Consider the following 12,301-nt stretch of genomic DNA (forward strand, 5'->3'; position numbering starts at 1 on the left):
TCGTCGCGGCGCTTGTGTTGGCCCGTTCACATTTCTGACGAAGAGAAGAAGCCCCATCATGCAGAACACTCAGCGCCCGTCTGCGATGCCGATCCACAAGTATCGGCCGTACCACGAGCAGATCGCGGTCAACCTGCCTGACCGCACCTGGCCCGATGCCCGCATCACCGAGGCCCCGCGCTGGTGTGCGGTCGACCTCCGCGACGGCAACCAGGCGCTCATCGACCCGATGTCGCCCGAGCGCAAGCGCGTGATGTTCGAGCTGCTCGTCAGCATGGGCTACAAGGAGATCGAGGTCGGGTTCCCGTCGGCGAGCCAGACCGACTTCGACTTCGTCCGCCAGCTCATCGAAGAGAACCTGATCCCGGACGACGTCACGATCCAGGTCCTGACGCAGGCGCGTGAGCACCTGATCGCCCGCACCTACGAGTCGATCGCCGGGGCCAAGCAGGCCATCGTGCACCTGTACAACTCGACGAGCGTCCTGCAGCGCGAGGTCGTGTTCCGCACCGACAAGCAGGGCATCATCGACATCGCCCTCGAGGGCGCACGCCTGTGCCGTCAGTACGAGAAGACGGTCCCCGACACGAAGGTGTACTACGAGTACTCGCCCGAGAGCTACACCGGCACTGAACTCGAGTTCGCCGTCGACGTCTGCAACCAGGTGATCGAGATCTTCGAGCCCACCGCGGATCGCAAGGTCATCATCAACCTCCCCGCCACCGTCGAGATGGCCTCGCCGAACGTCTACGCCGACTCGATCGAGTGGATGAGCCGCAACCTCGCTCACCGCGAGAACGTCATCCTGTCGCTGCACCCGCACAACGACCGCGGCACGGCGATCGCGGCGGCCGAGCTCGGCTACATGGCCGGCGCCGACCGCATCGAGGGCTGCCTGTTCGGCAACGGAGAGCGCACAGGCAACGTCGACATCGTGGCGCTGGGCATCAACCTCTTCACGCAGGGCATCGACCCGCAGATCGACTTCAGCGACATCGACCAGGTCAAGCGCACGGTCGAGTACTGCAACCAGCTGCCGGTGCCCGAGCGCAGTCCGTGGGCCGGTGACCTCGTCTTCACCGCTTTCAGCGGATCGCACCAGGACGCGATCAAGAAGGGCTTCGAAGCGATGGCTGCCCGTGCCGAGGCCGAGGGCGTCACGGTCGACGACATCGAGTGGGCCGTTCCCTACCTGCCCGTCGATCCCAAGGATCTCGGTCGTTCCTACGAGGCTGTGATCCGCGTGAACTCGCAGTCCGGCAAGGGTGGCGTCGCCTACCTGCTCAAGGCCGACCATGCGATCGACCTGCCGCGGAAGCTCCAGATCGAGTTCTCGGGAGTCGTGCAGACCAAGACCGATGCCGAGGGCGGCGAGGTCACGAGTGAGCAGATCTGGTCGATCTTCACTGACGAGTACCTGCCCGCCGCCGACACCGAGGCCAAGTGGGGTCGGTTCGAGCTGCTCTCGACGCAGACCCGCAGCGACATGTCGGGTGACGTGGTGCTCGACGTGACCCTGCGGGACGACGACCAGCAGGTGGCCGTCGCCGGGAACGGCAACGGGCCGATCGCGGCGTTCATCGAGGTTCTGCGCGGTCAGGGCTTCGACATCACGCTCTACGACTACGTCGAGCACGCTCTCAGCGCCGGTGGCGACGCGCAGGCCGCGGCCTATGTCGAACTGCAGGTCGGCGACCAGCGCCTGTGGGGCGTCGGCATCGACGGCGACATCTCGACCGCGTCGCTCAAGGCGATCGTGTCATGCGTCAACCGCTCCATCCGCACTCGTGAGCAGGAGCTCGCGGCGGTCTGATCTCCCTTGCAGGCGCCCCCTCGGTCAGCGACCGAGGGGGCGCCTCGTCGTCCGCGGGATGCTTCGGGTCACTCAGCGCTGGGCTTGATGATGGGGATCACACCCGTCTCGGCCGCCACCTTGCGACGGTAGATGCGACGCTGTTCGGGAAGCGAGACGTCGAAGGTGACGGCGAGGATGCGGATGACGCTCGTCACCGCGATGCCGATGACCGCTGCGAGGGTGATGGGCATGCCCAGTGCGACTGCGATGACGATGAACGTGCACCCGGCGCCGGCTGCGACCGCGTAGAGCGAGCCGACGTGCATGATGGCGGTCGGCAGACCCATCAGCATGTCGCGGAGCACGCTGCCGCCGACGGCCGCACAGACGCCGATGAACACGGCTGGGACCTCGGGGATGCCGAACGCGAGCGCCTTGCTCGTCCCGAAGGCGCCGAACATCCCGATCACGACAGCGTCGAGCACGACGATCGCCGTGTTCAGCCGCGTGAACAGCCCGGCAAGGAGCATGCCGAGCAGCGCCGCTCCGCCCGCGGTCACCAGGTACCACTGGTTCTGCAGCGTCGCCGGAGTCTGACCGAGCAGGATGTCGCGGATAAGACCGCCGCCCATCCCGATCATGATCCCGATGATCGAGACGCCGAGCCAGTCGAGTCGTCGCTGCCCCTGGAATCCCGAGGCGAACATCGCGCCCTGCACGCCTCCGAGGCCGACGCCGAGCAGGTCCGCCCAGAGCGGAATGATGAAGAGCGGTTCGGTCACGCCCCTATTCTCCCGCACGGAGGATAATCGAACGGTGCCCACTTACCGAGACGAAGCGGTGATCCTGCGCACCCACAAGCTGGGTGAGGCGGATCGCATCGTCACGATGCTCTCGCGGCGTCACGGCAAGATCCGAGCCGTGGCGAAGGGAGTGCGCCGCACGTCATCGAAGTTCGGCTCGCGCCTCGAGCCGTTCATGGTCGCCGATGTGCAGCTTTACCAGGGCCGCACCCTCGACATCGTGCAGCAGGCGGAGTCTCTCGGATCCTACGGATCCGACATCGCGGCGCACTACGACCGGTTCACGTCGGCCAACGCGATGGTCGAGACCGCCGATCGTCTGAGCGACTCCGAGGCGACGCCGGACCAGTATCTGCTCCTGGTCGGTGGTCTCCGGGCGCTGTCCCGCGGGGAGCACTCTCCGCGCAGCATCCTCGACTCGTATCTGCTGCGCGTGATGGCGCTGTCGGGGTGGGCGCCGTCGCTGGGCGACTGTGCCCGGTGCGCCGCTCCCGGCCCACACGCCCACTTCGTCGGCCAGCTCGGCGGGGCGGTGTGCGTGAACTGCGCGCCCGCCGGCAGCCCGAAGGTCGCCGAGAAGACCCTGTCGTTGCTCCGATCGCTGATGGCCGGCGATTGGGAGACGATCGATGCCGCGCCTCACGCCGACAACGCAGCCGCCTCAGGTCTCGTCGCGGCATACGCCCAATGGCACCTGGAGCGCGGCATCCGCTCGCTCGCGCACCTCGTGGCCGACATCCCCCGAGAAGGAGCACGGTGAGCCCGAAGCCCTACACCCACAAGGATGCAGTGGCGTACCGCCCGCTCGACTGGACGGGCGTGTATCCGCCGGCCTTCCGTGCAGTGCCCGAGCACGTCGCGATCGTCATGGACGGCAACGGACGCTGGGCGAACCGCCGCGGTCTCAATCGCGTCGAGGGGCACAAGGCGGGGGAGGAGGTGCTCCTCGATGTGGTCGCCGGAGCGATCCAGGCCGGTGTGAAGCACCTCTCCGTGTACGCGTTCTCGACCGAGAACTGGGCGCGATCCCCTGAAGAGGTGCGCTTCCTGATGGGGTACAACCGCGATGTGCTTCATCGCCGACGCGATCAGCTCAACGAATGGGGTGTGCGTGTCCGCTGGGCCGGCCGAAAGCCGCGTCTCTGGGGCAGCGTCATCAAGGAGCTGCAGTATGCCGAGCAGCTGACCAAGGACAACGACGTGCTCACGCTCACCATGTGCGTGAACTATGGCGGGCGGGTGGAGCTCGTCGACGCGATGCGGTCGATCGCCGCCGACGTCGCGGCCGGCAAGGTCAAGCCGAATGCGATCAGCGAGAAGATGATCCGCCGCAACCTCTACGTGCCCGACATGCCGGACGTCGACCTGTTCTTGCGCAGCTCGGGTGAGCAGCGCACTTCGAACTTCCTGCTGTGGCAGGCGGCCTATGCCGAGATGGTGTTCCTCGACACGCTCTGGCCCGACTTCTCCCGCGAGGAGCTGTGGCGCTCGATCGGCATCTACCTGTCACGCGACCGTCGCTTCGGGGGCGCGATCGACACGCCTGACGCGCCTGCCTGAGCGCGCAGCCACCGTTCTGTCTCTCGAGGGTGGCGCAGCCTGACTATCGTCAGATGCGGGTGGTCGCCTGTGACGTCCGGCATCCGTTCCGCCCACTTGTGCAGGGTCTTGGTCTGCCACGCGATGATGTTCTCTTCGGGGTCTCCGGAGAACATCCTCCAGATCGGCTTCTCGACATTGTCGTTCCACATCCGGGTGCGCAGGATGCTGCGCCCGATCGTCCGCCGCAGCAGGCGCGTGCGGACCACCCGGTACGGGTAGTCCAGCCAGATCACGAGTTGCGCACGCGGGGCGAGGATCGCGTCTGTGCCCTTGCTCGTGTACTGCCACTCGGTGACCCAGCGATCCTCTGCGGCGAAGGCGCGCACGTCGTCGATGAACGACGGACGCGGTGTCCAGTTCTCGCCGTGGAACAGCCCGTCGATCTCGACGTGGCGCAGATCCCACATCTCGGCCGCGCGTCGAGCGAGCGTCGTCTTGCCCGATCCTGTCACCCCGGCGATGAGGACGCGCTCTGGGCGGCGAGGCAGCGGATCGTCGGCGGAGAGCATCCGAGAATCCTACCGACGGAATAGCCCATAGGTGCATGCGGTTGGATGTCAGTGTGAGTGAAGCCATCTCGATTGACATCTGGTCCGACATCGCCTGCCCCTGGTGCTACATCGGCAAGCGCAACCTCGAGAAGGGACTCGAAGCCGTAGCAGGCGACGACGACGCCCCGCAGGTGAACATCACCTTCCACTCGTTCGAGCTCTCGCCCGACACCCCCGTCGACTTCGACGGCGACGAGATCGACTTCCTCGCCGGCCACAAGGGGATGCCGCGTGAGCAGGTCGAGCAGATGCTCTCTCACGTCACAGGAGTCGCCGAGGGCGCAGGGCTCGCGTACCGTTTCGACCTGCTGCAGCACACGAACACGGTCAAAGCCCATGAGCTGCTGCACTTCGCGAAGGCTCAGGGCGTGCAGCACGAGATGGAAGAGCGCCTCATGTCGGCCTACTTCACCGAGGGCAAGCACGTCGGCCGCATCGACGACCTGGTCGAGCTCGCGGTCGAGGTCGGGCTCAACCCCGACGACACCCGCGAGGCACTCGTCTCAGCGCGCCACCTCGCGGATGTCCGCCAGGATCAGGCGCAGGCACAGGCCTACGGCATCCAGGGCGTCCCGTTTTTCGTGATCGACGGGCAGTACGGCATCAGCGGAGCGCAGCCGCCCGCAGCGTTCGAGAACGTCCTGCGTGACCTCTGGGCCAAGCGCGGCGAGGCTGAGGCCGAGCCTGAGGCTGCAACAGCCGTCTAGCGGGTCAGCGCGTCGAGCCAGACGGCTCGGTGCGCGCCCACGTAGTCGACGACAGCGGCCCAGTGCGTGCCGTGGCCATCCGCGAACATGGATGCCCACGGCTCGCGGCGCTGCTGGTGGCGGTGGTGAGCAGATCGAGCATCGCCTCGGCTCGCTGACGCATCGCAGATGGCAGTCTTCTGCGGAGATCCAGGTCGGCGCCGTAGCCGTCCACGAACGCCCGCAGGCAGGTCGCCGCCCGCGCGGGGGAAGCATCGGTGGCCGACAGCGTGAAGCTCTGCGCCGCATATGCGAGGTCCCAGAGACGAGTGCTCGGTGCGGCGGCATCCCAGTCGATGAAGACCCACCGGTCTCCGACGACGAGGTTCCAGGGCGCGAGGTCGTTGTGGCACACGAGATCCGCACCGGGAGCAGCGATCGCCGTCTCCCACGTGATGTCGGCCGGAGGGGAGAAGTCCGCGCTCGCGTCATGCATTGCCCGGATCATCGCCCCGACTCTGCGCAATTCGTCGCAGGACAGCGGGGGCGCATCGATTGCGAGGCGTCCTGGCACGTACTCGATGATCTGACGTGCGGCGGCGTCCCGGCCGAGGGGCGAGGGAGCATCGACGCCGCGCTCGCGCACGTGCACCATCAACGCATGGACGCCGGGCGTCGCAGCGGTCCAGATCTTGCGGACCGTATCGCCGACTCTCACGACGGGGCCGCTCGCGTTGCCACCCGAGAGTTCGTGCTCGTGATCCACGTCCCGCTACCGCCCGTCCGGATCGCGAGTGACGCCGCGGTCGTCTAACGGGTCAGCGCGGCTTCGATCGCGCCGACGATCTCGGGGTCGTTCGGCTTCTGCTTCGGGCGGAACCGGACGACCTCGCCGTCGGGCAGCACGAGGAACTTCTCGAAGTTCCACTCGACACGGCCTGCCTTGCCGCCGGCATCCGGAGTCTCCTTCAGGGACTTGTAGAGCTCCGTGGCGTTCTTGCCGTTGACCTTCACCTTGTCGTTGATGGGGAAGGTCACTCCATAGGTGGTGGAGCAGAACTCGAGGATCTGGTCGACCGAGCCGGGCTCCTGACCGAAGAACTGGTTGCACGGGAACCCGACGACGCTGAACCCGCGGTCGCTGTAGAGGCGCTGCAGTTCTTCGAGCTGCTCGTACTGCGGGGTGAGCCCGCACTTCGAGGCGACGTTGACGACGAGCACCACATCGGCGCCGAGATCATCGAGCGTCTTCTCGTTGCCGTCGGCGTCTGTGAAGGGGATGGAACGGACTGCGGGATCGGTCATATTCACAGCTTAGGTCGATGCGCCGAGACGGGCTCCGTGTCTGGGAGAATGGGAGGGACATGACTCTCGCCACCGCTTCCGCTCGCACCCTCAACATCGGTCCGATCGCCCTCGACGTACCGGTCGTCCTCGCACCCATGGCGGGTATCACCAACACCGCGTTCCGTCGGCTCTGCCGCGAATACGGCGCAGGGCTCTACGTGAGCGAGATGATCACCTCTCGTGCGCTCGTCGAGCGCAACGAGACGACGATGCGCCTGATCCGCCACCACGAGTCCGAGACGCCGCGCTCGATCCAGCTCTACGGCGTCGATCCGCACACCATCTCCGAGGCGGTCCGCATCATCGTCGCCGAGGATCACGCCGACCACATCGACCTGAACTTCGGGTGCCCCGTTCCCAAGGTCACGCGCAAGGGCGGGGGAGCGGCGCTGCCTTGGAAGAGCTCCCTCTTCTCGCAGATCGTCACGCAGGCCGTGAAGGCCGCAGGCGACGTGCCGTTGACCATCAAGATGCGCAAGGGCATCGACCCCGACCACCTGACTTTCCTCGACGCCGGCCGCGCAGCCGAAGACGCGGGCGTCTCCGCGATCGCGCTGCACGCCCGCACCGCGAGCGAGTTCTACTCCGGCTTCGCCGACTGGAACGCGATCGGCGAGCTCAAGCAGGCCGTCACCAGTGTCCCTGTGCTCGGCAACGGAGACATCTGGTCCGCTGACGACGCGGTGCGCATGATGCAGCAGACTGACTGCGACGGCGTGGTCGTCGGACGCGGATGCCTCGGCAGGCCCTGGCTCTTCGGCGAGCTCGCCGAAGCATTCGGCGCCGAATCGCACCCGGTCGACGCGACGCTCGGCTTCGTCGCCGACGCCTTCCGCCGCCACGCCGAGCTGCTCGTCGAGTTCTTCGAAGACGAGGACCGCGGATGCCGTGATGTCCGCAAGCACGTCGCCTGGTACTTCAAGGGCTATCCGGTCGGGGGAGACATCCGCACCGGGCTCGCGACGGCATCCAGTCTCGCCGAGATCGACGAGCTGCTCGGTCAGCTCGATCACACGGCACCCTACCCGGGTGCGGATGCCGAGGGGCAGCGTGGCCGTTCGGGTCGTCCGAAGCGTCCGGCGTTGCCGGACAAGTGGCTGGAGTCGCGCGAGCTCGCGGCGTCGGCATCCGAGATGATGCGAGGGGCGGAGATCGAGAACAGTGGCGGTTGATCCTCAGGACTCGGCGCGCGGGCGCTCGGACGGATACGACCCGCGCGACGCCGAGCGATTCTTCGCCGAGACGCATCGATCCGAACGCGACGATTTCGCCCGCGACCGCGCGCGTGTGCTGCACTCCGCCGCGCTGCGCCGCCTGGCCGCCAAGACGCAGGTTCTCAGCCCCGCCAGCACGGCTGACTTCGCTCGCAACCGCCTCACCCACTCGCTCGAGGTCGCCCAGGTCGGCCGCGAGCTCGCGACCGCGCTCGGCGTCTCCGCTGACGTGGTCGACACCGCATGCCTCAGTCATGACCTCGGACACCCGCCCTTCGGGCACAACGGCGAGCGGGCGCTCAACGAGTGGGCGGAGCCCATCGGCGGTTTCGAGGGCAACGCGCAGTCGCTGCGCATCCTCAGCCGTCTCGAGGCTAAGGCCATCGACGATGACGGGCGCTCGGTCGGGCTCAACCTGACCAGGGCCAGCCTCGATGCGACCTGCAAGTACCCGTGGACGGTCGACAGCCCCGTGCCCGACCCCGGCGGTCGGCTCAAGTTCGGCGTGTACCCCGAAGATGAAGAGGTCTTCCGGTGGATGCGCGACGGCGTCCCCGGACGACGTCGGTGCATCGAGGCCGAGATCATGGATCTCTCCGACGACATCGCCTACTCGGTGCACGATTTCGAGGATGCGATCGTCAACGGCTACGTCGACGTCGCGCAGCTCTCCGACCCTGGCCAGCACGAGGCGCTGATCGACCGCATCCAGCAGTGGGTGGGCTACGACTTCACGCGAGACGAGCTGGCCGATGCGCTGTACCGCCTCGCCTCCCAGCCGATGTGGCTGCAGTCGTTCGACCGCTCGCGTCACGACCTCGCGCGGCTCAAGAACCTCACGAGCGACTTCATCGGTCGCTTCGCCCGCGCCGCCGTCTCCGCCACCCGCGAGGCGTACGCCGGGCCGACGCTCGTGCGCTACAACGCGCATGTCGTGGTGCCGCGGGTGATCGAAGCCGAGATCGCTGTGCTCAAGGGCATCATGGGGCAGGCCATCGTCACGATCGACGCGCGCAAGGGCGTCTACAAGGAGCAGCGACGCGTGCTCAAGCGGCTCGCCGACGCGCTGTGGTCGACCGATACGCTCTGGTCCGCCGGAGCGGATGTGCTCGAGCCCGCGTTCTCTGCCGACTTCCGCGCCGCGACGACCGACGGCGAACGCGCGCGAGTCATCGTCGATCAGATCGCGAGTCTCACCGACCAGAGTGCGATCGACTGGCACAACAGGCTCGTCGGCGAGATCGATCCCGCGGAGGTGGGCATCTGGACGCCGCGTCATGCGCGACCGGGTGCTCGTCAGCATACGCCGCGGCAGGCGGTCGTCGAAGGGGCCGGCTGATGCCCCGCATCCGCCAGGCCGACGTCGACGAGGTCAAGGCCCGCACCAACATCGCCGACATCGTCGGAGAGCGCGTCGCGCTCAAATCGGCCGGAGTCGGATCCCTCAAGGGGCTCTGCCCTTTCCACGATGAGAAGAGTCCGAGCTTCCATGTGCGGCCCCAGGTCGGCTACTACCACTGCTTCGGATGCGGTGAGTCCGGCGACGTGTACTCGTTCCTCCGCGAGATGGACCACGTCAGCTTCACCGAGGCGGTCGAGCGCCTCGCGGGCCGCATCGGCTACGCCCTGCACTACGAGGACGGCGGTTCGGCTCCCGAGACGAGCGGGCGCAGTCGTCTGTACGCCGCGAACACCGCCGCCGCGGAGTATTTCCGCGGACAGCTGCTGACGGCGGATGCCGAGGCAGGACGCCGCTTCCTCGGGGAGCGCGGCTTCGATGCCGGCGCTGCTGCGCACTTCGGCGTGGGATTCGCACCTCGAGGCTGGGACAAGATGCTGAAGGCGCTCACGGCGCAGGGTTTCACTCGCGATGAGCTGAGCGCCGCAGGGCTGGTCTCGACCGGCCAGCGCGGTGTCTACGACCGATTCCGCGGGCGTCTCGTCTGGCCCATCCGCGATGTGTCCGGTCAGACGATCGGGTTCGGCGCGCGCAAGCTCTTCGACGACGACCAGGGCCCGAAGTACCTGAACACCCCCGAGACGCCGATCTACAAGAAGGCGCAGGTGCTGTACGGGCTCGACCTCGCCAAGCGCGACATCTCGCGTGGTGACCCGCGCCGCGTGGTGGTGGTCGAGGGGTACACCGACGTCATGGCCTGTCACCTCGCCGGTCTCACGACCGCGATCGCGACCTGCGGCACGGCGTTCGGCACCGACCACATCAAGGTGCTGCGTCGGGTCATGGGCGACGACAACGCCTCGGGTGAGGTCGTCTTCACGTTCGACGGTGACGAGGCGGGACAGAAGGCCGCGTTGCGCGCGTTCACCGAGGACGACCGCTTCAATGCGCAGACCTTCGTCGCGGTCGCCCCTGACGGCCTCGATCCCTGTGATCTCCGACTCCAGCGTGGCGATGCCGCCGTGCGGTCTCTGATGGAGACGAAGCAACCGATGTTCGAGTTCGCGATCGACCGCAAGCTCTCGGGCTTCGATCTCTCGACGGTCGAAGGACGCGTGGGCGCGCTGCGCGCTGCGGCGCCGATCGTCGCCGAGATCCGCGATCGGCTGCTTCGCCCCGGGTACGAGCGGGTGCTGGCCAGGCGACTCGGTATGGACCCGACCGAGGTGCACAACGAGGTCGAGCGCGCGTCGCGTGGCGGATCGCAGACGGCGCGTCACGAGTCGACCCGGCACGAGGTGACGATCGACCCCACGACCGGTGCGCCGGCCGTCGCCCCTGTGACGCTGGCCAGCCTGCCGCGCACGGCCGATGTCGCCGTCGAGCGGGATGCGTTGATGGGCGCCCTCCAGTACGGGCATCAGATCGACCAGGCGCTGCTCGGCCGCGCGCTCGGCAGTCCATTCCGCACACCCGGGCTCGACGCAGTGCGTGAGGCTGTCGCAGCCGCACCCGACCGCACTCGCGCAGGCTGGGTGACCGACGCCGTGAACTCGGTGCGTGAACCGTATCGGTCACTGGCGGGTGAGCTGCTCATGACGCCGTTCCCCGCGCGGAACGAAGCCGGAGCCGTCGCATCGACCACGGATCTCGCGCGCAGGCTCATCATGCGCAGCCTCGAACACGAGAAGCAGGAACTCCTCGGTGCGGTGCAGCGGGTCCCCGCGGATTCCGACGGCGGGCGTGCGCTGCGAATGCGGCTGCGTGACATCGACGTGGAGCGTCAGCGGTTCGCCGAGTCGTAACGGCAGCTGCCCAGCACGGCAGGGCAGGATGGAGGAATGTTCTCCCGGCCCGAATCGACCAACGCGATCGACAGCTCCGACCTGGTCATCGACCGCATCGGGCACAGCGGTGCGACCCGTGCGATCGATGGTGTGAGCTTCTCGCTCGCACCCGGCGAGCTCATCTGCGTCGCGGGGCCCACAGGGTCCGGAAAGTCCACGCTGGTCGCTGCCCTTGCCGGATCCACGGATCCTTCCGTGCGCGTCGTCGGAGGCAGCGCCCAGGTCTGCGGCGTCGACATCCGTCGTCCAGGGCGCAAGCACCGCCTGCTGACCTATCGCACCGGGTTCGTGCCGCAGGGTGCGGGAGCCGATCTGCCGCCGCAGCTCACGGTGAACGAGGTCATCGCCGAGCCGATCCTCATTCGCGAGAAGCGCGTCAACACCAAGGCGCTGTCGATCAGGGTGGCGACGCTGCTCGACGAGCTGCACCTGCCGCTGGGCACCGCCGCGAAATTCCCCTACGAGCTCAGCGCGGGGATGCGGCAGCGCGTCGCGATCGCGAGATCGTTCGTGCTCGAACCCCGCGTGCTCATCGCCGACGAGATCCTCGCCAACCTCGACCTGGAGGTTCGTCCCGTCGTCTTCGATGCGATCACACGGCGCCGCAAGGAGCAGGGGATGGGTGCGTTGCTCGTCACCAACGACGCCGACTTCATCCGAGAGCTGAACGCCGAGACGCTCATGCTCCGCGGTGGCCACGTCGTCGCTCGCGGGGTCGGAAAAGACCTCCTGTGGGCGCCGAACGCGGAGGCGGATTCGCAGCACTGAGGGTGCCTGCGGGCGACACGCCCGATGTGCGGCCCGTGTCACGAGCACGCTCCGGAGTTTGCTAGGATTGACGAGTTGCCCGCGCAGCGGAGCACATTCCTCGGTAGCTCAATTGGCAGAGCAGCCGGCTGTTAACCGGCAGGTTCTTGGTTCGAGTCCAAGCCGGGGAGCCAATGAAAAGCCCCTCTTCGGAGGGGCTTTTCCCTTTCCCTCGCCGTCGTGCGTGGGACGGATCGCACACTGCGGCGGGCAGTCGCCCTCTGACACGAAAGAAGGCCCCGTCGATGAC

12 protein-coding genes and 1 tRNA gene are annotated in these 12,301 nt (G+C 67.3%); 9 read left to right on the forward strand and 4 right to left on the reverse strand.

What is annotated here, in order from left to right; translation table 11 throughout:
* Positions 1 to 58 precede the first annotated feature (58 nt).
* Entirely contained in the window at positions 59 to 1,813 is a 1,755-nt protein-coding gene (gene leuA, locus ACQ4LY_RS13330) for a 2-isopropylmalate synthase (RefSeq protein ID WP_431072206.1), read from the forward strand.
* 68 nt (positions 1,814 to 1,881) lie between these two features.
* Here the strand turns inward: leuA and ACQ4LY_RS13335 are convergent, their stop codons facing one another.
* Positions 1,882 to 2,577, reverse strand: coding sequence for a trimeric intracellular cation channel family protein (locus ACQ4LY_RS13335; protein ID WP_056516839.1), 696 nt, complete (start codon positions 2,575 to 2,577; stop codon positions 1,882 to 1,884).
* Positions 2,578 to 2,611: 34 nt separating this feature from the next.
* Here ACQ4LY_RS13335 and recO point away from each other — a divergent pair, with 34 nt between their 5' ends.
* Complete coding sequence (gene recO, locus ACQ4LY_RS13340) at positions 2,612 to 3,358, forward strand: DNA repair protein RecO (RefSeq protein ID WP_431072208.1); 747 nt, start codon at positions 2,612 to 2,614, stop codon at positions 3,356 to 3,358.
* Entirely contained in the window at positions 3,355 to 4,158 is an 804-nt protein-coding gene (locus ACQ4LY_RS13345) for an isoprenyl transferase (protein ID WP_431072210.1), read from the forward strand. The genes recO and ACQ4LY_RS13345 overlap by 4 nt, the downstream gene beginning before the upstream one ends.
* On the opposite strand, the gene ACQ4LY_RS13350 is transcribed toward ACQ4LY_RS13345, so the two are convergent.
* The gene (locus ACQ4LY_RS13350; protein ID WP_431072212.1) at positions 4,098 to 4,709 is read right to left on the reverse strand and encodes an AAA family ATPase; all 612 of its coding nucleotides are present in this window, start codon (positions 4,707 to 4,709) and stop codon (positions 4,098 to 4,100) included. The genes ACQ4LY_RS13345 and ACQ4LY_RS13350 overlap by 61 nt on opposite strands.
* A 53-nt stretch (positions 4,710 to 4,762) precedes the next feature.
* On the opposite strand from ACQ4LY_RS13350, the gene ACQ4LY_RS13355 reads away from it, so the two are divergent.
* A complete protein-coding gene (locus ACQ4LY_RS13355; RefSeq protein WP_431072214.1) occupies positions 4,763 to 5,458 on the forward strand; it encodes a DsbA family oxidoreductase in 696 nt (231 codons plus the stop codon).
* Positions 5,459 to 5,462: 4 nt separating this feature from the next.
* Here ACQ4LY_RS13355 and ACQ4LY_RS13360 read toward each other — a convergent pair whose 3' ends face one another.
* Positions 5,463 to 6,203 carry a phosphotransferase gene (locus ACQ4LY_RS13360; protein WP_431072216.1) on the reverse strand — a complete coding sequence of 247 codons (741 nt, stop codon included), beginning with the start codon at positions 6,201 to 6,203 and terminating at the stop codon, positions 5,463 to 5,465.
* Between the two features lie 44 nt (positions 6,204 to 6,247).
* On the reverse strand, positions 6,248 to 6,742 hold the full coding sequence (locus ACQ4LY_RS13365; RefSeq protein ID WP_056307270.1) for a glutathione peroxidase: 495 nt from the start codon (positions 6,740 to 6,742) through the stop codon (positions 6,248 to 6,250).
* 59 nt (positions 6,743 to 6,801) lie between these two features.
* On the opposite strand from ACQ4LY_RS13365, the gene dusB reads away from it, so the two are divergent.
* The 5 genes from dusB to ACQ4LY_RS13390 all read left to right on the forward strand — a co-directional run bounded on the left by dusB (position 6,802) and on the right by ACQ4LY_RS13390 (position 12,185).
* The gene (dusB, locus tag ACQ4LY_RS13370) at positions 6,802 to 7,956 is read left to right on the forward strand and encodes a tRNA dihydrouridine synthase DusB (RefSeq protein ID WP_120493552.1); all 1,155 of its coding nucleotides are present in this window, start codon (positions 6,802 to 6,804) and stop codon (positions 7,954 to 7,956) included.
* The gene (locus ACQ4LY_RS13375; protein WP_431072218.1) at positions 7,946 to 9,337 is read left to right on the forward strand and encodes a deoxyguanosinetriphosphate triphosphohydrolase; all 1,392 of its coding nucleotides are present in this window, start codon (positions 7,946 to 7,948) and stop codon (positions 9,335 to 9,337) included. Before dusB ends, ACQ4LY_RS13375 begins: the two co-directional genes overlap by 11 nt.
* The gene (gene dnaG, locus ACQ4LY_RS13380; protein WP_431072220.1) at positions 9,337 to 11,202 is read left to right on the forward strand and encodes a DNA primase; all 1,866 of its coding nucleotides are present in this window, start codon (positions 9,337 to 9,339) and stop codon (positions 11,200 to 11,202) included. The genes ACQ4LY_RS13375 and dnaG overlap by 1 nt, the downstream gene beginning before the upstream one ends.
* A gap of 36 nt (positions 11,203 to 11,238) precedes the next feature.
* The gene (locus tag ACQ4LY_RS13385) at positions 11,239 to 12,012 is read left to right on the forward strand and encodes an ATP-binding cassette domain-containing protein (protein ID WP_056307278.1); all 774 of its coding nucleotides are present in this window, start codon (positions 11,239 to 11,241) and stop codon (positions 12,010 to 12,012) included.
* 97 nt (positions 12,013 to 12,109) lie between these two features.
* A tRNA-Asn gene (locus ACQ4LY_RS13390) sits at positions 12,110 to 12,185 on the forward strand.
* The last annotated feature ends 116 nt before the right edge of the window (positions 12,186 to 12,301 follow it).

It is taken from the genome of Microbacterium phyllosphaerae (assembly GCF_050628115.1).
In the GTDB taxonomy this organism is placed as follows: domain Bacteria; phylum Actinomycetota; class Actinomycetes; order Actinomycetales; family Microbacteriaceae; genus Microbacterium; species Microbacterium phyllosphaerae_A.

Excerpts from the sequence above, each read along its gene's own strand:
- leuA (WP_431072206.1), top strand. The coding sequence starts at position 59 with ATGCAGAACACTCAGCGCCCGTCTGCGATGCCGATCCACAAGTATCGG.
- ACQ4LY_RS13350 (WP_431072212.1), bottom strand. The coding sequence starts at position 4,709 with ATGCTCTCCGCCGACGATCCGCTGCCTCGCCGCCCAGAGCGCGTCCTC.
- ACQ4LY_RS13365 (WP_056307270.1), bottom strand. The coding sequence starts at position 6,742 with ATGACCGATCCCGCAGTCCGTTCCATCCCCTTCACAGACGCCGACGGC.
- dusB (WP_120493552.1), top strand. The coding sequence starts at position 6,802 with ATGACTCTCGCCACCGCTTCCGCTCGCACCCTCAACATCGGTCCGATC.
- dnaG (WP_431072220.1), top strand. The coding sequence starts at position 9,337 with ATGCCCCGCATCCGCCAGGCCGACGTCGACGAGGTCAAGGCCCGCACC.
- ACQ4LY_RS13385 (WP_056307278.1), top strand. The coding sequence starts at position 11,239 with ATGTTCTCCCGGCCCGAATCGACCAACGCGATCGACAGCTCCGACCTG.